General features: G+C 39.2%; 22 protein-coding genes. 2 read left to right on the plus strand and 20 right to left on the minus strand.

Annotation, left to right across the window (positions count from 1 at the left end):
* Nucleotides 1–36: 36 nt before the first annotated feature.
* The 15 genes from csrA to HORE_RS08965 form a co-directional block, all read right to left on the minus strand.
* On the minus strand, nucleotides 37–282 hold the full coding sequence (gene csrA / locus HORE_RS08895) for a carbon storage regulator CsrA (RefSeq protein WP_015923428.1): 246 nt from the start codon (nucleotides 280–282) through the stop codon (nucleotides 37–39).
* Nucleotides 283–296: 14 nt separating this feature from the next.
* A complete protein-coding gene (fliW, locus tag HORE_RS08900) occupies nucleotides 297–743 on the minus strand; it encodes a flagellar assembly protein FliW (protein WP_041606027.1) in 447 nt (148 codons plus the stop codon).
* Nucleotides 744–870: 127 nt separating this feature from the next.
* The gene (locus HORE_RS08905; protein ID WP_015923430.1) at nucleotides 871–1,434 is read right to left on the minus strand and encodes a DUF6470 family protein; all 564 of its coding nucleotides are present in this window, start codon (nucleotides 1,432–1,434) and stop codon (nucleotides 871–873) included.
* A gap of 59 nt (nucleotides 1,435–1,493) precedes the next feature.
* Nucleotides 1,494–2,066 (minus strand): DUF6470 family protein, encoded by a 573-nt coding sequence (locus tag HORE_RS08910; protein WP_015923431.1) that lies wholly within the window; start codon nucleotides 2,064–2,066, stop codon nucleotides 1,494–1,496.
* Between the two features lie 23 nt (nucleotides 2,067–2,089).
* Entirely contained in the window at nucleotides 2,090–2,995 is a 906-nt protein-coding gene (gene flgL, locus HORE_RS08915) for a flagellar hook-associated protein FlgL (protein ID WP_015923432.1), read from the minus strand.
* A 12-nt stretch (nucleotides 2,996–3,007) separates the two neighbouring features.
* Nucleotides 3,008–4,423: a flagellar hook-associated protein FlgK gene (flgK, locus tag HORE_RS08920; protein WP_015923433.1), complete on the minus strand. Its 1,416-nt coding sequence runs from the start codon at nucleotides 4,421–4,423 to the stop codon at nucleotides 3,008–3,010.
* A gap of 14 nt (nucleotides 4,424–4,437) precedes the next feature.
* Nucleotides 4,438–4,947, minus strand: coding sequence for a flagellar protein FlgN (locus HORE_RS08925; protein ID WP_083763031.1), 510 nt, complete (start codon nucleotides 4,945–4,947; stop codon nucleotides 4,438–4,440).
* Nucleotide 4,948: 1 nt separating this feature from the next.
* Complete coding sequence (gene flgM, locus HORE_RS08930) at nucleotides 4,949–5,215, minus strand: flagellar biosynthesis anti-sigma factor FlgM (RefSeq protein WP_015923435.1); 267 nt, start codon at nucleotides 5,213–5,215, stop codon at nucleotides 4,949–4,951.
* Nucleotides 5,216–5,531: 316 nt separating this feature from the next.
* Nucleotides 5,532–5,966, minus strand: a complete 435-nt coding sequence (locus HORE_RS08935; protein WP_015923436.1) for a TIGR03826 family flagellar region protein — start codon at nucleotides 5,964–5,966, stop codon at nucleotides 5,532–5,534.
* 154 nt (nucleotides 5,967–6,120) lie between these two features.
* Entirely contained in the window at nucleotides 6,121–7,149 is a 1,029-nt protein-coding gene (locus HORE_RS08940) for a lysylphosphatidylglycerol synthase transmembrane domain-containing protein (protein ID WP_015923437.1), read from the minus strand.
* 163 nt (nucleotides 7,150–7,312) lie between these two features.
* A complete protein-coding gene (locus tag HORE_RS08945; RefSeq protein WP_015923438.1) occupies nucleotides 7,313–8,476 on the minus strand; it encodes a glycosyltransferase family 4 protein in 1,164 nt (387 codons plus the stop codon).
* Entirely contained in the window at nucleotides 8,477–9,559 is a 1,083-nt protein-coding gene (locus HORE_RS08950; protein WP_015923439.1) for a glycosyltransferase family 9 protein, read from the minus strand. It abuts the gene before it with no gap.
* 231 nt (nucleotides 9,560–9,790) lie between these two features.
* The gene (locus HORE_RS08955; RefSeq protein ID WP_015923441.1) at nucleotides 9,791–11,179 is read right to left on the minus strand and encodes an aspartate aminotransferase family protein; all 1,389 of its coding nucleotides are present in this window, start codon (nucleotides 11,177–11,179) and stop codon (nucleotides 9,791–9,793) included.
* Nucleotides 11,180–11,181: 2 nt separating this feature from the next.
* Nucleotides 11,182–11,388, minus strand: coding sequence for a hypothetical protein (locus HORE_RS08960; RefSeq protein WP_041606028.1), 207 nt, complete (start codon nucleotides 11,386–11,388; stop codon nucleotides 11,182–11,184).
* A gap of 119 nt (nucleotides 11,389–11,507) precedes the next feature.
* Nucleotides 11,508–12,245, minus strand: coding sequence for a BsuPI-related putative proteinase inhibitor (locus HORE_RS08965; protein ID WP_015923442.1), 738 nt, complete (start codon nucleotides 12,243–12,245; stop codon nucleotides 11,508–11,510).
* 121 nt (nucleotides 12,246–12,366) lie between these two features.
* Between HORE_RS08965 and HORE_RS08970 the strand changes: the two genes are divergently transcribed.
* Nucleotides 12,367–13,995 (plus strand): radical SAM protein, encoded by a 1,629-nt coding sequence (locus tag HORE_RS08970; RefSeq protein WP_015923443.1) that lies wholly within the window; start codon nucleotides 12,367–12,369, stop codon nucleotides 13,993–13,995.
* Between the two features lie 4 nt (nucleotides 13,996–13,999).
* On the opposite strand, the gene HORE_RS08975 is transcribed toward HORE_RS08970, so the two are convergent.
* Nucleotides 14,000–14,959: a D-2-hydroxyacid dehydrogenase gene (locus tag HORE_RS08975; RefSeq protein ID WP_015923444.1), complete on the minus strand. Its 960-nt coding sequence runs from the start codon at nucleotides 14,957–14,959 to the stop codon at nucleotides 14,000–14,002.
* Between the two features lie 222 nt (nucleotides 14,960–15,181).
* Between HORE_RS08975 and HORE_RS08980 the strand changes: the two genes are divergently transcribed.
* Nucleotides 15,182–15,415 carry a DUF1657 domain-containing protein gene (locus HORE_RS08980; RefSeq protein WP_015923445.1) on the plus strand — a complete coding sequence of 78 codons (234 nt, stop codon included), beginning with the start codon at nucleotides 15,182–15,184 and terminating at the stop codon, nucleotides 15,413–15,415.
* A gap of 203 nt (nucleotides 15,416–15,618) precedes the next feature.
* Here HORE_RS08980 and HORE_RS08985 read toward each other — a convergent pair whose 3' ends face one another.
* The 4 genes from HORE_RS08985 to HORE_RS09000 form a co-directional block, all read right to left on the minus strand.
* Nucleotides 15,619–17,262, minus strand: coding sequence for an alkaline phosphatase family protein (locus tag HORE_RS08985; protein ID WP_015923446.1), 1,644 nt, complete (start codon nucleotides 17,260–17,262; stop codon nucleotides 15,619–15,621).
* A gap of 18 nt (nucleotides 17,263–17,280) precedes the next feature.
* Nucleotides 17,281–17,835 (minus strand): glycerol-3-phosphate acyltransferase, encoded by a 555-nt coding sequence (locus HORE_RS08990; RefSeq protein ID WP_015923447.1) that lies wholly within the window; start codon nucleotides 17,833–17,835, stop codon nucleotides 17,281–17,283.
* Nucleotides 17,836–17,852: 17 nt separating this feature from the next.
* The gene (locus HORE_RS08995) at nucleotides 17,853–19,208 is read right to left on the minus strand and encodes an alkaline phosphatase family protein (RefSeq protein ID WP_050748619.1); all 1,356 of its coding nucleotides are present in this window, start codon (nucleotides 19,206–19,208) and stop codon (nucleotides 17,853–17,855) included.
* Nucleotides 19,209–19,577: 369 nt separating this feature from the next.
* Complete coding sequence (locus HORE_RS09000) at nucleotides 19,578–20,891, minus strand: FMN-binding glutamate synthase family protein (protein WP_015923449.1); 1,314 nt, start codon at nucleotides 20,889–20,891, stop codon at nucleotides 19,578–19,580.
* Between the last annotated feature and the right edge of the window lie 179 nt (nucleotides 20,892–21,070).

The following is a 21,070-nucleotide window of genomic DNA, read 5'->3' on the forward strand; positions in this document are numbered from 1 at the left end:
CCTATTCAGCTTATTTACTCATTTTCTGAGTTTTTTCTAGCCCTTTTTCGCTATAAACTCTTTAATGCGGCTGGTATAATCTCTGTTAAGAACCCTCTTTTGCTTCAAGGCCTGTTTATTTTCTTTTAGAATTTCTTTCAAAACCTCTTCCCTATGAATGGTAACATCATCAGGGGCTTCTATCCCAAGTTTAATTTTATTCCCGTCTATTTCAACCACTTTTACCTTTATCTTATCATCAATAATAATGGCTTCATCCTTTTTTCGGGTTAATATAAGCATAAAAATCCCACTTTCTATTTCAGGGCCTGTGAAAATTTTTTGAATAATGGGTACTTGAGATCATATTTATCACTATCCAGCACTACCTGTTTTCCAATATTCCCGGATAGATTAATAACGAGAGGTCCCTTTAAATTAACAGTGATGTCCTCAATATCGTCTGCAAAATTAACAATATTAAAAACCTGTACTATATCACCTTCACTGTAATTTAAAGCTTTTTTGTCAGCAGATGTCAGCTTTATTTTGTAATCAGTGAAAAACTCATCTGCCTTTATAAGGATAAAGTAAAAATCATTTTCTTCTGTTGAATAAAGGGTATAAAAAGGGAGACTTTTATCCCAGCATGAAAGCAATAAATATTTTTTATATTTAGGCAAACCCAGCAGGCCAGTTTTAAAGATAATTATATCTTCTGTATTAAACTCTAATTCCCCATATAATTCTGTATTAAGTTTCATATTAACCTCCCTACTACCTCCCATAGATTAAGTTTCACTTTAAGTTCCATTCTTACTTTATGACAGCCTAGACCTAAAAAAGTGGTGAGTATAACCTGTTAAGTTAATTTTCATTTAGGTTCCATTCTTAACCCTTAATATTTACTTTATTCCCCCTATATGTAACCTCAACCATGCCTTTTTCTTTTAGATACACCCGGGTTTTACCTGGCTCCCCACTTATTTTAGAGAACACTTCTTTTTTAATAACATCAACCCTTCCCCAGTCTAATTCAGTTTTGACCCCTGATCTAATAATATTTATATCAGGCGGGTGCTGTGGTATCAACCCCACATTACCATTAAATAATTTATCATTAAAATTTTCCCGGGCAATCCTTGCAATAACTTTATAGTTGTTATCTTCGATTCTGGCGAGCCTGTCCCCTTCTTTTGCAATTTTACCGGTGGCCTTTAAACCCTTATCAATACTTTTTTTGATATGGTCCCTGTTTAATTGTTTTATCGTTTTAATTCCGAGGTCATATTTAGTCTTACGCCAGTCAATTTCAAGTTTTGCTTTGCCAGTTTTAAGTCTCATCCGGGGTAATTTTTTCTTCATGGAAAAATCCCTGTTGCTCTTTATATATACTCTTCCTGGAATAGATTTTACCCCTATTTTACTGTAGGTAGTCTCTATATCGAGTTTCATTAATACCAGCACCCTTGAGTTCAAATTTAACAGAGATACTTCTTAAAATAATAAATCACTCACATTAAACGATTAACTTTCTTCCCCACATAGTCAACCTTTACATACCCTTTCTGACGCAAGTATATTATTGCATCTCCGGGTTTATAATCTATATCCGGGAAATTTGGGCGGCTATAAACCTTTAAGAAGGGTTTGGTAGCTTTAATATTAACCTGACCCAGGTCAAATCTGACCTCAGGCTTGTTTTTGGGCATAAACCCAGGTTTTGTATTAAGCGCCGGTTTATCTTTAAGAACCTTATCTCGAATTACTTCAGGGTCTACTTTACCCTTATTGGCAATAGCTTTTAAAATATGTTTCTCCTTATGTATTGAATTAATCTTTTTAATCCCTTTCTGGATATTTTCCTGTTTCTTTACCTTAATAAAACTCATAGGTTTATAATAACCGATAGCTTCTTTGATTTTCTTCTGGTCTATATGAACCCTTGGCGTGGTGGAATCAATATAAACCCTGGAAAATCTGGATTTGATTTTAAAATTATGGGCCAGATCATACCTTACCCTCATTCTGGACGGGATATTTTTTACACCTATAAGGGAAGGACGTTGCTCAATTTTTAGTCCCATCTTCCCTCACCCCTTCAGCTTTTTTATCTTATAAAATCAACCAGGCTCGGTTGAATGATTCTGGCTCCAGAAGCCAGGGTTGCCCTGAAAACATTTTCCTGCATCTTGAGGTTCATTATAGTTTCTGCCATATCTGCATCTTCGTTACGGGAAATTAATTGATTTAAATTAAGTTCCTCACTGGATAATCTGTTTTTCGATAAGTCCAGACGATTGGTCTTGGCTCCGATTATAGAGAAGTGTTTCATTATATTATCCATCTCTGCTTCTAATTCCCCAATCCGGGTTTCAATAGCATCCCTATTATCGTTTTTTAGATTCTGGCGCAAATTCTCCAGAATATTAAAGAGCTCACCATTAGGACCAAAAACATCCTCTCCACTAATATTATAATCCACCGGGACACCGGGACTTATCTCCGCAGTTAGACTAACATTATCGCCCTGATAATGAGTAAATGTATAGGTATCTGTCCCACTATTATAATTAGCCACATAGGCTTTTGTATCCGTAGCACTGCCACTGAATATATATTTACCGGCAACCTTTGTATTGGCCAGCTGCACCAGGTGCTGGTTTAATTCTTCTATTTCCTGAGCAATAGCTTCTCGCTCTTCATCAGATACAGTATCATTGGCTCCATGTTCAGCCAGTTGGTAAGCCCTCTGCAAGACATCATTAACATCATGTAAGGCTGATTCTGTATTCAAAAGCCAGTCCTGGGCATGGTCTACATTTCGCTGATACTGTTTATTGGCTTTGAGAGCAGAGTGAAGAATCATGCTCCGTTGGGTTGCAATCGGGTCTTCCTCCGGTAAGGTAAACTCCTTCCCGGTAGCCAGTTTCTTATTATATTTATCCAGGGCTTTCATACCCCGCTGTAAATAGTTCTTTAAATTGGTAACCATTATATTATTGGTAATTCGCATTTTTCACACCCCTTATATCATACCATTGATTAAAGTATTGAGCATTTCATCAACTTTGGAAACCATCTTGGCAGCAGCATTATAGGCCTGCTGAAATTTAATCATATTGGCCATCTCTTCATCCAGGGAAACTCCTGATATACTGGCCTGTTTATTCTCAAGGTTATTGATCATTACTTCCTGGTTATCATACATCATATTGGCCTTTTCAGCTTCGACACCTAAACCTGAGATAATGGAGGTATAAAATTCATTAAAGGTAGATTTATTACCGGACATAGTTAATGCATTCTGTAGTTCAGCTATGGCTTCAGCATTCCTGCCGTCACCAACACCACCACCTGTTTGTGCAGCAGCTATAGCATTAAGGTCAGATTCAATCGCCGAGTCGAGGGACATGGTGTCGGCTGTGGTCTTACTGGAATCAAAAAAGTCTACACCAGTATTTCCATTGAGATCCTCACCAGAAGAATGGATACTGTTAACTTCAGTAACAATACCTTCTACCAGTTCATTAAGCTTATCAATATATTGGATTATATCCTTATCCCTTACATCCATGGCGCCTTTTATCTTGCCTGAAGTAATAGTCACATCACTGTTAATATGACTCCAGACTGGTTTAACAACTTTATAACTGGTAGTACCTGGTAGAGTAATTTCCTCCAGCTCTATTTTATGAAATGTATCCCCGGTCACAAAAGAAACTCCGCCGATACTGAGGTTCAAATTGCCTTGACCATCTTCATGGGCCTGTACATTAATATACTTTGCTAACTTTTTTACCAGCAGGTCCCTTTTATCCCTGAGATCATTGGCTCTCTTCTGGGGATCAGATTCTACCGCTACAATTCTCTTGTTTAACATGGCAATTTTTTCACCCAGGGTATTAACCCTCTGAACATTTACATCAATATCATGGTTGATATCATCTTTAAGTTGGATTAATTGGTTATATGTACTCTTAAAACCCTCTATCAGGGTTTTTGCCTGTTCCCGGACAGTTGACCTGACCCCTTCGCTTTCGGGGTTTAATGATAATTCATGCCAGCTTGACCAGAATAAATCCATCAGATTTCTTAGTCCATTTTCAGACGGCTCATTAAAAATAAGTTCAATCTGGTGTAAATTATCCTTACGGGCCTCCCAGGCCCCCAGATCCTGGGTTTCATTATTAATACGGGAAGTAATAAAATCATCCTTTAACCTTACTATCTGTTCAATTTTAACTCCGGTTCCTACCTGGCCGGCCCCGGCCGGGCTTGTAAACCCGGGAACGGTATAGGGATCGGTTGTGGTATGAACCGCCCTCTGCCGGGAATAGCCCTCTGTATTGGCATTGGCAATATTATGACCTGTTACATCAAGTGATTTTTTCTGAACCTGTAAAGCTCTTTTTCCCAATTCTATTCCATAAAATGTTGACATACACATCCCCTTCCTTAAGCCCTTCTATCTATTATGTGATCCGAACCTTCATCCTTTTTACCGGGTTTTTTGTAGGTTACATTCTTTCCAGCCGCCTGGCGAATCAACTGTAAAGTAAAGTTGTTTATCTTCAATGAATCCTCAATTAACTGGCGGTTACTTTCATTGGTAGTCTGCAAATCACTTAAAACCTCCAGAAAATCTTCCTTTAATTCCTTCAGTTCAGCCTTATCTTCTTCGGGAAAGAGTGTAAACAACTGCTGGAATGATATCTTGTCCCCTTCAAAACCCTGTTTATGAGCAATTTCAGCTAAAAGCTCCCGCCTTTTCTCTTCCATATCACTAATTTTATCAATGAGTTCCTGCTCATTGTGCATTATCTCTGTCAGCTTTTCTACATTATTATCTACTATAGCTTCCTGCTTCCTTTCAGCCATATCTTGTAGCTGGCAATAAAGTTCATATTCTTTTTTAAATAGATTTAGGAAATTTTCATATAGCAATTGCCTCACTCCAGAATACATTTTAAATATTTTCAGTTAACTTTCTGGCAATTTCCCGGGCCGGAACCCTGTAATTGCCCTCCTGAATCTGCCTTTTCAGGGACTCTATTTTCCTCTTCCTGACATCAGGAATCCGGGCCAGTTCCTGTTTTATTTCGGAGACCTTGATACCCTTATTAGAAATGGTTATTTTGTCTTTACGCGCCATCTTATTCTTCTTATTAACTTCTTTTTTCTTTTCTATATATAACTGGCTTATTTTCTGACCCTGTGTCTCATTTACCCGCACTTATATCACCACCAATATTTTATTATCTATAAAAATTCATTTTGCATAATATAACTATAACCCAGGTTCATATATAGGATATCAATTATTTATGCAATATCGTTCACTTAATATATCGTAAGAAATATAATTAAATTAAGCTACGTTAATATTAATAAAACCTGTTTATAGTTAATTAAATCAGGATAACACCATTTTCTTTTAAAATAAACGTAAATTGTCCCGGACATTAAAAAAAGCCAGTTATGGCCCTTCAGCATACTACCGATAAAAAAAGTTAGTTATTTTGGTAGGCTGAAAACCATAAACCGGCTTTCTATTGGTCAGTATTCTTCTTTCTCTTAACAACACGGTCAGCAATAAACATTTTGTCCCTGGTCCGCTTTGTTTTTTTTCTGGGTTTCTTTTTCTTCCTGGGGGTAGGGCTTAAACCCTCAACCAGCTCCTGCTGACACTTTTCACAGAACCGCCCGTGGGTTATAGGATCACCACAACGTTCACACTCCAGAAGGATTTCTAAATCCAGTCCTTCAGCAATCAACCGGTCTTCTTTAACAAATTTAATAATGGTTTCCCGTTCTACCCCTGTTTCTTCATGAACTTCTTCAATAGTAGCCCCGGGGTTGTCCCATAGGTATTCCTTTACCTTTTGAAAGTCATCTTCTTCTTCTTTTTTACAGACCGGACATATTTTTTCACTACCCTGGACTGCAAATAACTTCCCGCATTTGGGGCAATTCTTTAAGTTCATTACTCTCCCCTCCTGATCCCTCTATACGAGAGAAAATTTCTAATAATCATTTTTGAATGACCAAATGACCCTGAATTATTATAACTTTATGTACCTTTCTTTACCTTTATCTTACTTTAATTATATCAGTAATCACAAAATCTATCAAACTACCCTATTTTTCCAGGTAGTCCGTCCCCCTAACCAGTTTAATAAAATATAAACCACCCACTATTAAACTGGAGTAAAACATAAAAAACCTCCAGATAGCCACAAATATACCGAGTAAATAATTGGGGACCATAAACTTAAATAAATAAGCAAAGCCGAGTTCAGCTCCCCCACTTCCCCCTGGAGTCGGGATTACGGGTTGAATAAAATTAAAGACTAGCTGGGCCAGAATAATGGGTGGGATTGCTATCTTGATACCGAGTCCCAGTAGCAAAACAGGGGCCAGGCTCAAATAAAAAAACCAGTATAATATGGTATAGAAAATGACCAGAAACATATCCCGTTTATTCTTAAATAATATCTTTATTCCTTCATTAAAATAATCTACTTCTTTTTCAATAAAGTTTTTAAATTTAAGTAGGGTTTCATCTTTAAAATATTTTTTAACCCACCTGAGATTAACCAGCCAGTTGACAAAAACCTTGGCCTTACTGGCATTAAAAATGAGAATAAAGCTGATGACAATAAATAAAATAACAAGCCACATGGCAATATGAAAAAGACCTGCAATTTTAGGTCCAAGATTTAAATATTCACCCCAGAGGAGCAGTAAAAAGGGGGTTGCTATTATAAAAAATAAAAAAGTTATTATTCCATCAAGGACAGTCAGGGCTGTAGTTTTCCCCAGGGGTAAACCCTCACGGTGTAAAAAATATATCTGAAATGGCAGCCCACCTGAAGTAGAAGGGGTAACATGAGACACAAAAGCACTGGCCAGGTAAATGGTAAAGACTTTATAAGTTGAAACCTTTCCCCCAAGCACATGGGTTAAAACCTTGAGTTTTAACGCCTTTAAAATCCAGAAGGTCAGCATTATTAAGGTAGCTATTACCAGATAAACAGTGTTTACTCTACTAAAGGATTTAAAAGTAAGTTCATTCTGGGTTAATACCATTACCAGTATCAGGGCTACAATACTGACACTTACTGATAGAATTATACCCCTTTTTATGGTCCTTCTACTCAGTTCCATGAACTTCACTCCAATTTATTTTATAACACAGATATAACGAACAAAATCATCAAAATGTTTTATATGTCTGCGGAAGTCATCGTCCAGTTTTTCGACCAGAAAATCTATTATAATAAACCTTAAAAAGCAAATATAACTTAAAAAAATCAATTTTAACGTAAAATCAGGCTAAATTCTTTTGAAATTCATCTCCTGCATTCAAAATCTCCTGGTAGCCTTCCAGTAATTTATCGGTCATAACCTCTATTGAGAAAGACTCTGCTTTCTTGAGGGCATTTTTCATAAAAAGGTTATACCTTGTTTTATGGGTGATAAGATCAATAACAGCCTGGGCAAATATATGTTTTTTAGGTTTAACCAGTAAACCATTCAATCCATCATCTACCATAACTTTTGAGCCCGCTGCATTTACAGCTACTACTGGAAGCCCTCCGGCCATGGCTTCAATGGTAACCAGACCCTGGGTTTCTGTCATTGAAGGAAAAACAAAGAGATCACCGGCCAGATAGAAATCAACAACCTTTTCCGGGGGTTGCCAGCCAGCAAATATAACCTTATTACCCAGGGAAAGCTCTTCTTTAAGCCTGACTAATTTCTGCCGCTGGGGGCCGTCTCCAACCAGCATTAGTTTAACATTGGTTAGATTATCAACAACTTCTTTAAAGACCTTCAATAGAAAAGCAACATTCTTCTCCTGGCCAAGACGACCTACAAATAATAAAACCTTTTCGTCATCCTTAATATTATACTTAGCCCTGACCCAGAGACCGTCCTTTTCCCGGTAAGGATTAAGGTCTATACCGGTCGATACAGTTTTAATCGGTGTGGTAATTCTGTATCCCCTGAGCATATTTTCTACAAATTTACTGGGGGCAATAACCAGATCACAGGACTGGCAATAATCCCTGCTGTACTTAATAGCTAGTTTACGGGCAATCTGCTGGCCAAAGGGAGCATAATGAGCATATTCCTCATACAGGGTATGGTATGTAAAGACAAGGGGAATATCCAGTTTCCGGGCCACAAACCTGCCGAGCCATCCCATTAAAAAGGGAGAATGGGTATGTATAATATCGAGGCCGATCTCCTTTACCTCCTGAACCACCCGGGTGGATATTGGTATAGCAAGACGGAAGCCGGGATTGGTCAGGGCTGGTATCGACTTGAACCGGTAAATGTTATTTTCTTCCTCAGCTTCCGGATAATTAGGGGCAAAAATGTAGACCTCATGTCCCTTTTTCTGTAGCTGTTCTGTAAAGGTCTCAATTGACTTAACCACACCACTCATATATGGTTTATAGCTGTCAGTAAAAAAACCGATTTTCATTTAGACACTACCCCCAGTTGAAATAAGTTTATAACCTGACCTTTTGTTAACTAATAACTGCCGGGCCGCTCTGACAACATCGGCTACCTCTATTTCCTCCATACACTTACCCTTACATTTAGTTACCCATTCTGGTAAATATTCAGGCAGGTATTGTTTTAAATCCCCCAACCAGGAAAAACAGGGGCTACAGGAGAGGTCAGAGCGAATTATAATGTGTTCAGTCCCATATGGATAAAAGTTTGCCGGATTGGTAGGGCCAAACAGAGAAACCACCGGTACCCCCACAGCTGAGGCCATATGCTGGGGAGCAGAATCATTTCCAATAAACAAATCAACCTGTTCCAGCAGGGCCGTAGTTTCCTTAACCGATAACTCTCCGGCAACAATTACAGGTTTACGGTTATAATTATAATCAGGGTCAATAATCCGGGTGGCAAGTTCTCTATCATCAGGCCCTCCGACCAGAACAACCTGAAGGGGTATCATTTTATCCAGGACCTTAACCAACTCAGAAAATTTATCCACTGGCCAGCGCTTTAAGGAGAAATATTTACCTCCAGGGTGAATAGCCACCAGGGGTAAAGAAGTTATAATACCCTTTTTTTTCATAAATTCAGCCACAGACCGACGTTGTTCGTCATTTATTGCAACCTCGAGGTGAGGATTTATATCGGGTTTACCCCCTGCCACCTTTACAATCTCGAGGCAGTAATCGACGGCATGGATGTTTCTATCATCGGGTACATTGAAGTCATACATCCACCCTATTTCAGAACCCTTGAAACCCAGCCTTTTTCTGGCATTAACCAGATATGCTATATAACTGCCTGCATTGGATAATCCAATGGCCAGGTCGTAAACCTCCTCCCTTAAGCTCTGAACATCGGAGATAAGCTTTCCTTTCCCTTTACTGACTATCAGCCTATCCAGGTTGGGGTTGCCTTCCAGAATAGTTTTATTATCTTCCCAGACCAGGGCATCTATTCTGGCATCCGGATAACCGTTCCTTAAAGCCCTGAGTGCCGGTGTCGTAAACAGGGCATCACCCAGAGCTGATAGAATTAAAACAAGGATCTTCACATTTTCACCCCGCTTTCTGGATAAATCCTGGTACCCCTGATTTATGTTTTACTGGTACTTTATAACTCACTAACGTGCTCTATATCTCCCTAACACTATTTAAATGGTATCAAGCAACCAACATTAAATCAAACTCCGGATGGTGTTTATTCTTTATTTTGCAGGCATTCCCCTTATTGTCAGAAAATGTTTCCCATGAAACATTATACCACAATTCAAAGATTTTAAAAGTTATTTTTTGAAAAATCCTGATAAAACCTTTTTAGCACTGTTTACAGTAAAACCGAATAGTCCTTTATTTTTACTGAAAATATCTTCCAGAGCCCCGATTACGGTGTCAATTTCTTCTCTGGTTACAATCAAAGGTGGTTCCATTCTAATTACATTGGGGTTATTCAGGGTATAGGCGGTAATAATCCTGTAATCATTATACAGGGCACCTGCTACCATTGATCCCAGATACTCATGAGAGAATTTACTTACCATACCCTGGGAGATTTTGTCCAGAAGACCCGATTCTGGTTGTTTAAACTCGATTCCTATCATTAAACCACGACCCCTGACTTCTTTTATCAAATCATATTTATCAGCCAGTTCCTTAAGTCGATTTATAAAATACTCCCCTTTTTCAGCAGCCTGCTGGCTTAATTTTTGTTCTACAATCTGTTCCATAGCCGCTATAGCAGCTGCAGTAGCCAGGGTATTCCCTCCGAAGGTAGAGGTATGGAGCAGGGCTTTATCCATACTTCCATAAGCTTTAGACCAGATTTCTTCAGTAGTTGTATAGGCCCCTATGGGCATAACCCCTCCACCAAGGGATTTTGCCAGACACATAATGTCAGGAACAATCCCTTCATGTTCACAGGCGAAAATTTTTCCGGTCCGGCCAAAACCGGTTTGAATTTCATCTAAAATTAAGTAAACACCATATTCATCACATAATTCTCTAACCTTTTTAAAATACCCATCAGGTGGTAAATTTATGCCACCTTCCCCCTGAATTGGCTCAACAATAAAGCCAGCAATATCCCCTTCTTTAAATTTTTCTTCAAGGCTTTTAACATCACCGAAGGGGACACTTTCAGTTTCCGGAACCAGTGGTTTAAATAATTTCTGATATTTTTCCCTCCCTGTAATGGATAGGGATCCCATGGATTTGCCATGAAATGAATTTTTACAGTAGATTATTTTTTTCTTCCCTGAAGCAATCCGGGCCAGTTTAATCGCACCTTCTACTGCCTCAGTTCCACTATTACTGAAAAATGTATGGGTCAACTTGCCAGGGGTAAGTTTACTCAGATTACGGGCAGCCACACTGGCCATGGTTCCCATTGAAGCCTGCAAAAGATTGGGCATCTCTTTAACCTTTTCCAGGGCCTCATGGACTTCAGGTGGGTTATGCCCCAGGTTAAGGGCACCATATCCCCCCAGAAAATCAAGGTATTCATTACCCTCACTATCCCAGACACGGACTCCATTAGCTTTTACAAACTGTTTATCAAAATTTAATAACCCCAGCATTTTGGCCAGGGAAGGGTTAATATATTTCTTATAGTTATCAACCACTTCCTCTTTTGTTATCTTCATAGCAGTCTCAACATTAATAAGGTCATAACTCATTTTTAAAGCACCATCCTTTCATATTCTTTCATATCATTTTCATTATCCTTATTGTTCCTGATAGTTTTAGTTTTAAAAACAGATGTATAATTCATATACCTGAAAAATACCGCTATCACATCAAAAATATCAATCTGGAGGAAAAAGGGCCACTCATATAATATTAACCATAATTTATAAAAATCCTGCTCCCTAATCAAATGTACCATACTATATTATTGGATTCAACTTCTAAATATTATAACCAGACCAACAAGAAAAATCCAGGTGCCCCTTGCAGGCCCTGGATTCCCCTGAAGTTTACAATAAATAGCTCTTTTGTCGCAATCTACTCAATCTTAATTTCAACTCCATTAAAACCAGTTACCGGATTTGTAGCCAGTTCAGCATTTACATAATAATTACCGGGTTCAATATCATCAAGCAACATTTCTATCCTGTAAACCTTGTTTTCACCTGGTTTCAGACTTATCTTCTCAAGGGCCATGGTAAAGAATTTACCCCGGGACCAGCGCTTAACCTCTTTGCCAGCTTTATAAAGTACCAGGTCGTATTTTTTACCTGAATTAAAGGTTAAATTTAAAGGTCTAACCGACAAATTCAAAATTACCAGTTTGGCCTTTAGCATCTCACCGGTGTGATATTCCTTTTTCTCAAGGTCCAGTTTAGCCATTAACCGGGGCCTTTCACCGTAAATGTGGTTGAGGATTTTCGTTGTTAATTTTAAATTAAAATAAGTGCGACCTTCCTCTATAACAGGGGGATTATCAAGCTTTACATCATTTAGCTCCCCCTCCCGGATATCTATATACAATCGTTTACCATTAGCCATTATTGTAACCGTCTTCCGGGAAGGAATATAACCAATAACCCAGCCATAATACCGGCCAAGTTCCCGTAATTTTATTAGCTTTACTCCCGGAGCTTTATTTTCATAAGTATTTAAATCTAAGGTTTTGAGAGGGGGTTCTGTCAGTTTCTGGGCAACATTACCAGCAATCACCGGATTTATAACTACACTTAAACTTATGACAACTATTAAAATTATTAAACCACTTTGCCTCAATATCTATTCACCCCATTTATTTTTTACCCTGTTTTATAATATAATAATTCTTGAAGAATCCTCTGAAACCTGCTGTCATTATCTGGTAAAAGGACTAATAAATACTTGTAAGGGTGATATTATGAAAACCAGCAGTATCAGAACAGCCCTCATCGATGGTTATCTGGACGAGCCCTCCTGTCTGGGGGTACCACCATATATTTCCCCGGAGATCAGATACACCTATGGATCCCTGTTAGACTGTGGACTCAGGGAAGAAAATATTAAATACTATACCATAGATGAACTCAGGGGAGATTGGGAAAAATCCATCGAAGACCTTGAACATTATGACCTGGTTATTATTGTTGCCGGGACCACCGTTCCCGGCCATTACCTGGGGGGAAAGCCTATTTCCTTTAAGGAAATAAATGAACTGGGTTCAAAGCTATATTATCCCCAGAAGGTTATCGGAGGACCGGTAACCCTGGTTAAAAAGGATTTTAACGGGTTTGACCTTGTCTGTGACGAGATTACAGCAATTAACCTGTATGAAGCCCTGAAAGATAAAGAAGTAAACCCCTCAACCCTGAATAAATCGATTGCCAACTGGGCCGTCAAGGGGGCCAGTTTAACTATAAAGCACCCTGACTATCCCCATCTTATCTGTGAAATTGAAACCTTCCGGGGCTGCCCCCGGTCCCGGCATTGCGCCTTCTGTAGTGAACGCCTAAAACAGAGGACATACCAGAGGTCACCTGAAGAAATTATTGCTGAAGTTAAGGAACTGGCACAATATGGTAACCATTTTTACCGACTGGGGTGTCAAACAGACCTGTTATTATACCAGTCAACCCGGCTAAATGGGAAACTGATGCCCAATCCTGATGCCATTGAGGAACTCTACCGGGGGATAAGGAAAGCTGACCCTGATCTGGAAGTCCTTCATCTTGATAACATAAATCCATATAATCTAGTTCAATATGAAAAGGAAAGTGAACAGATTTTAAAAACAATTACCCGGTACAATACACCCGGGGATATTGCGGCCTTTGGCCTGGAATCAGCTGACCCCCTTGTCCTTGAGAAAAACAATATTGAAACTGATCCTGAAACCACTTATAGGGCAGTTGCAATGATGAATGAAATAGGTGGGTACCGGGAAAATGGTTTACCAAAACTCCTCCCGGGAATTAACTTTCTCCATGGGTTAATCGGGGAGCGTAAAGAAACCTTTGATTACAACTATAATTTTCTCAAAAGATTACTGGACCAGGGGTTGATGTTAAGAAGGATTAATATAAGGCAGGTAGTGACCCTCGGTAAATACCCCAGAATAAAGATAGACCGGGGTAAGTTTCTGGAATATAAAGAAAGGGTCAACCGGAATATAAACCATCCTATGCTGAAAAGGGTTTTCCCCCGGGGAACCATTATGAAACGGGTGTTGACGGAAAAGATAAGGGGTAAAATTACTTACGGCCGCCAGCTGGGTAGTTACCCCATCCTTATCGGAATCCCGGGGAAACTTAAACTGAACAGATTTGTTGATGTCAGGGTTATTGATCATGGGTACCGCTCCATAACAGCCCTGCCCTGGCCTTTTAAAATTAAAGAAGCGACCCCGGAGCAGTTAATGACTATACCGGGTATTGGCAAAAAAACAGCCAGTAATATTTTTATTGAAAAACCCGGTAACCCTGACCATCTATTAAAACTATTACCCGATGATTTCCCCTATCAAGAATGGAAAGACTGGTTTACTTTCTAATATATCAATACCCACGGCTATAATTGACCCGGTTAATTAAATCTTCACCTTTCTGATACCTCTTTAGATTTTTTATAAAAATTTCTATCGCCTCTTCATTATATTCAGGATAAACACCGGCCACATGGGGGGTTATAATAACGTTATCCATTTCGTACAGGGGAGATTCCGGGGGTAGAGGTTCTTCTGTAAATACATCGAGCCCTGCCCCGGCAATAAGGCCTTCATCCAACGCCCTGATCAGGTCATCTTCCCTGACAACACCCCCTCTGGCAATATTTATAAGATATGAATCAGTCTTCATCTCTTTAAACTCTCGATATCCAAACATATTCTCTGTTTCTTGTGTCAGGGGCATGCTCAAGACTACATAATCTGCCTCTGACAGGGCTTTTAATAATTCATCAGGGGTATATAGACTGTCAACATTATTAACAGGTCGGGTGGTATCCCGTTTTATTCCGGTTACGTTCATTTTGAAGGCTTTACCCCGGGCCGCTATCTCCCTTCCAATACTACCCAGACCAACTACCAGAAGGGTTTTCCCTTTTAGACGGTCTACAGTTAACCTCTCCCATTTTTTCTGCTTCTGTAGCCGGTAAAAATCCTTAAACTTACGGCTAAACGAAATTATCATCCCGGTAACATGTTCAGCAATAACATCACCATGAATACCGCTCATTGTGGTTAAAATTATATTATTATCCCTGAACCACTTTACTTTTTGAGGAGTCACAAGACTCTCTACCCCGGCTACCCAAGTCTGTATCCACCTCAGGTCTGTGGCTTTATTTTTTATAACCTCCAGGTTTATATCAGAGAAAGTAAGCATCACTTCACAACCCTGAACTTTATTCCCGTAATCTTCAATATCAGGGCATCTAATGATATCAACACCCGGTACTTCCCTTTTAACCTTTTCTATATACTTATCTTTTAAATCAAAAGTCAATAATACCTTCACAGTCTTTTATCCCCCTTTATTTTAATCAGCCTTAGATTTTTTATGAAAATATCATAAAGAAAAATCGACCCGGAGTTTAAATTCTGGGTTATTATTTTTTTAATATTTTTCCCCGACTTAATTCTTATGTTAACCCTTTATAAAAATTTCTATTTAATAATTTAATTATAGTAAGTCCCACCGGGCATTATAAAATAATGAAGCAGGGAAGGAGGTGATAAATTGACCGTAGGAAATAAACTCCATCAAACCCTGGCCTCTCTGCGCAGTGCTAAAGCAGATATGGAAACCTTCGCCCTGGAAACTCAGGATAAAAATGCCCAGCAACTCTTTTCCAATGGGGCCCGTCAGCTGGAACAGCTAATCAATAGTGTCTCTGGACGGACCAACTATGTAGAAAAACAGGAACCCCAGTACAAATCCAAACAGAAGATGCAGAACCGCAAAAACCAATAAATCACGATTTTTCATAATTAAAAGCAACCCTGCAGTTTATACCTGCAGGGTTTTATTATAAAATATACTATAACTTATCTAATACAACCATATTTTTAATTCTAATTTAATAGAACCATATTTTTAAGTTGGACCTAATAAACCTTTTTAATTCAAACCTCTAATCAACACAGAGACTGGACAGGAAAATTCAATCAGAAAATTTAAGATACATAACCAAGGCCTTTGAGGCGTTTTTTCATCTCCTCTTCCTCTTCTTCATCAAGGGCCTCTCTATCCTCAATACCGAGGCTTGATTTGGTTGTATACTGTTTTTCATTTTCTTCTAAATATTTTTCTTCAAACATGGAATTAAGGACCTTACCATCCATATAATCCATAATTGGCAACCCCATCTGGTAAAGGATTGTTGGGGCCATATCCATAATATGGGCATCCCTGACCTCATAACCTTTTTTTATACCCGGACCAATCCCAAAGAGGACCCCTTTCAAACGATGGTGACCAGACTGGGACCTTGATTTGCTAACCACATGGTGGGATAAGAATTCATAGGCACCTTTACCCAGAATCTCCATATCATCAGGAAGGAATACTATATCTGGAGCTCCGTTAACCTTTGAGCCATGATACAACTCTTCACCCCTGAATACCTTACTGGTAATTTTTTTGCCGGTAAATGGGTTTTTAAGGTTTTTTAATTTTTCTATTATTTTTTCCCGTTCTTCTTCAGCCTCTTCAGGTTCAAGCATTCCCCGGGGTTCTCTCCCCTTAATATTGAGGTAAATATGGCCAATTTCACTGTGGGAATATGCCTTTGTGCTCTTCCAGTCAACATTATGGCTGGACAGGAACAACCGCTCCAGCCACGGATTCCCGACAAGATCCAGAACCGTCTCCAGGAGACCATATTTTCTTAAAACAGGGTATAAAAACTCTCCGACCGGGTAAAAAGTCTCTTTGGTAAAACCAAGATTAAATAAAAACTTTTTAAGGGCAGTGGGGATATTCTTCTTCAACTTAATATAACCCTCTTTTAATAGCCAGGTATCTATATGAAAATTATACCGCAGGGGTCCAAACCCGTGATCAGACATTATATACAGGGTGTCATCACTATCAAGGCTTTCTTTGAGGGTGCCAATGGCCCTATCAACAGCCTGGTATATCTTTAAAACAGGATTCCAGGTCTTCTCCTTCTTCTCAAAATGGTGCCACATAAAATGCTGAACCTGGTCAGTCTCCATAAAATGGACCATCATGAAATCCCAGGCCTTTTCCTTCATTAAATGTGCTGTTAATTTTGTTTTATTGGCTACATCCTCAATCATTTCTTTAACCCATTTCCGGGGCATATAGCCCCTGGTCCATTCTTTAGGCGAAAATTTAAAATCAGGAACTATTTTTCTAACCTCTTTTATAAAATCGGCCGGATAACTTTGTTTTTTGGACTTGCTGGGAGTTAAAAGTCCGGGGATTATATAACCATTTACTTTTCCCGGAGGATATGTAACCGGAACCCCGATAACTCCAACTTTTTTATCAAATTTACTGATAATCTCCCAGAGGGTTGGTTCAGCAATATCGGTAGCATTAACCGGAGTAGCTTTATAAGCATTCTTGACCCTCTTAAACCAGTTAAAGGCCCCGTGTTTTCCGGGATTGGTACCGGTCTGAAATGAGGACCAGGCTGCCCCGGTAATAGGGGGAATAGTACTGGTTAGATAACCATAACTCCCTTTCTTTGTGATTTTTTCTAAATTGGGTAGTTTCCCCTGTCTTATCCACTTTCGAATTAGAGAAAACTCTCCACCATCTATTCCAATAACTAAAACTCTACCGGACATTTCTGCATCCCCTTTCTTTTACCTTAATCTTACCTGATATGCCCTTAAATAAGAAATAGCCATAATACCTGCAGCATATATTATAAACTGGGGTAACATATAATAGGTTAATAACAGGAATAAAGGATAGGTCACAAAAGGTATCCTGACCTCTTTATCAAATTTACTGGTAAGATACCAGCACAACCCTCCACCAATAACAAAAGATATAATTCCCGGTACAAACCCTACCACAGCCATGGTACCAAGGGTTGTTGCCAGTCCTCGACCACCATTAAATCCATAAAACAGGGGCCAGTTATGACCGATAATAACACTAAAGGCTACCAGTATTATAAACTGATTACTAAAATTAAATACCCCTTTTGCCAGGTAAACTGGAATAATACCTTTTATAAAATCGAGGGCACCGGTTAGAACACCCCAGACCGGGCCTATCAATTTATATACATTGGAGGCACCGGGGTTTCTGGTACCCCTGCCCCTGATATTAACACCTTTTATTTTAGCTATCATAATAGCCGGTGATAGAGATCCAGATAAATAACTTAATATTACCATTAACAATTCCACAGGACGCACCTCTTAATTTATTTAGTAAATTTTTCTATTATAATAGTCTTTACATCTTTTATGCTGTTTATCCTGTCTAAATTTAAATTACGGCCACTACTTAATATAAAGGCATCATCATAGCTATGCATTCCACTGATAAAACTATTGTTAAAGACGCTGCTTTGCTCTACATTTGACTTCAAATCATAGCCGCAACAGGGTACAGCCAGAAGATCAGGAGCCCTTTCCAGATATGGTCCATTATATATCTCTTCCCGGAAAAAGACATCCTTGATAACCGGGCATCCCCTCTCATTATCAGTTATATTTAATAACTTTTCCTTCAGCTCTTCTCTAAGCTCAAAATACTCTCCAGCCCCTACAGTTCCCTTCTCTTCTCTACCTTTGCAATTAATGTATATTCTGCCCGGGATAAGGCTATAGGCCTTACTCCGGGGGGACATATCCCTCAAAGATGCAGGGGAATCGGTATCAAATAATAAATATCCTTTTTTCATAAGCCAGCTATTTAACTGGACTTCCCGGTGTACTGTGCAAAAACCATGGTCTGATAAAAGAATTATATCAGTCCTATCTTCGAATCTTTTAATCAGCTTTCCCAGGTACCTGTCTAGAACCCGGTAAAAATCATAAAACATTTCAGCAAAACTGGTTTTCTCTTCCTGGTCTCTCCAAAAAAAATGATTGATCCTGTCTGTTTCCATGATATGACAGTGGAAATAATCCCAGTCCCTGTTTTCAATCAACCACTCCACTACCTGGAATCGACGTTGCAGGACTTCATGTAATTCCTTTAAAAACTCTTTTTTTGATTTACGGGCTGTCCAGGTGTTGGCATCTATAATATAACCCATTTCCTGAAGTTTACTATATATATTATCTGGATATACAGCTTTTTTCAAGTTGGTTGCCAGAAAACCTGAAATCATAACCCCGTTTATCTCATCAGGAGGATAGGTCACAGGGACATTTATGACAATGGATTTCTTACCAGCCTCCCCCAGTTCTACCCACAGGGGCTTCCCCCTTCTGTGTCTTGCAGTAGGTATAAATTGTTGAAAGGGGTCAGGGTACCTATCGACAAAGCCAAAAATATTATGACCGGCTGGATCCAGTCCGGTCATAAAGCTGGCCCAGGCAGCAGATGATACCGTGGGAATAACAGAATTAATCTTTTTAAACTGTCCTCCTGGAATTAACCTGGCTACATTGGGCATAACCCCTTTTGAGATGGCCTTTTTTAAAAAGGAGTAAGGAACACCATCGAGGCCAAGGACCAGCATCTTCTCTGTTTCTGGACCCGGGTATCCTTTTGTTTCCTTTGTATTTTTTTCAGTGAAGTTATCTCTTTCCATATTCTCCAGTTTCAAACCCAACTTCCACCTTTATGTTCTATTATTAGCGGTATGTGTAATTATTAATAAATCTGTATATCCAATTATTTATCTAAAGTTTTTGACCACTTTTATTTCTTTTTAAGTACATGTGGATGAGGCTTAATTGAATTCTGGACGCGTATAAACGAGACATATATACAAATAAGTTTATACTGTTTACATAAGTCCGATTTTTTAAGTCCGATTTTTAATAAACACTTCTGGACAAATGGTTAATTTTCCTGCTTATTGCCACCTTTTTTTCAGACTTATAAAATTGAGTTTTATAGATATTCTTATTTAAATTCATTTAATACCACTTTAACCCTTTCCGGAAACTAATTCAATAAAAGATAATTATTTTTATGGAAGATAAACAAGCTCAACCCCAGTAATTTTGGCAACTTCTTCTGTTAATGCACATAGATCTTTTTTATCCACTTCAGATATTTTCTCCTTGCCAAGGGCTTTTATGGCCAGTTCCATCTCTTTAACACAGGATTTAAGATAATAGGCCAGATTGAGGGAAGCCTTATCTACATCAAGTTCGTTTTTCTGCTTCCCGGAATATAAAACCAATTCGGTCGGTGGCTCCCAGGGAACGGTCTTTTTTATCTGACTGCTAACCATGGCCATAACCGCAATTGTTCCTATATAAACCGCATCCGCTCCCAGGGCCAGTGCCTTTAAATAATGACCCGGAGTTAAAAGCCCACCACTGGCAATGACTGAAATTTTATCCTTTAAACCTTCTTTTTCCAGGAAAGTTACCGTCCGGCACAGGGCATGAAGAGTCGGTAATCCAAAGTGGTCCTCAAGAATAGTCGGCCCTCCATGGGTCCCGGCTTCAGCCCCATCTACTGTTATAAAGTCAACACCGGCTTCTACGGCAATGGCCAGCTCTTTTTCCAGGTGATGGGTCGCGGCAAACTTAAGCCCGACAGGAACATCAACCTTTTCTTTAAGTCTTTTCACAAGTTCTATAAAGTCCTCAGCACTATTAATACCGGGGAGTCTCCCATCTATCAGCGCATTCTGGCCTTTATTAAGATGAAAGGATTTCCTGAATTCCGGACCTATTTTATTACTCTTTGTTTTCATGGGAGCACCGGCCTGGGCCCCCTGTCCAACCTGTATTTCTACCATATCCAGCTTTTGCAGCATATCCCCGGTCATCCATCCTCCCCGGTTATACTGACCAATAAAATAACAGGCGGCTTCCCTTTCCTCTTCCAGCAGGGGGGCCTCCCCGGAATTGGTAGCTGTCCCCATAAGAGAAGCACCCCGGGCCAGGGCAATTTTGGCCTTTTTACTCAGGGCCCCACCATATGACATTCCACTTATCATAATAGGGATATCAAGGGTTAGTGGTTTGCTGGCACCAGGACCCAGGGTTACCGATGTATCCACCTGAACACTATCAACAGTGGGCATTTTAAAGAGGTGTACCGGGTTAAATAAAAGCTTATACCATGGTGAAAAATGCTGGGGAGTACCGAAGGGCCTTTCTAGGGGAGTTCCCTGTTTGGCCCTCATGGCAGTTTCCACCAGGGTCCGTGGGAATATCTTTTCAGTGGTCCCGTACATTTCCCATAGATTTTCGGTATATTTGTCTTCAACTAACCTGTCTATAAAACCACCCATATACTTTTCAATAAGGTATTTTGTAATTTGCATTGACCCACTCCCTGTTTTTTTAATCTTATATTGAACATGCTTTACCTTAAAACCCCTGACAATAACATGGTTTTCACCAATTCCAGCATCTGATAATTCAATTCCTTGCCCTGTTCTTGTTTCCTCATATTATTATAGTGGATTAACATAACTTTAATTATGCAGGGAGGGGTGATATT

Source organism: Halothermothrix orenii H 168, assembly GCF_000020485.1.
Taxonomy (GTDB): Bacteria; Bacillota; Halanaerobiia; order Halanaerobiales; family Halothermotrichaceae; genus Halothermothrix; species Halothermothrix orenii.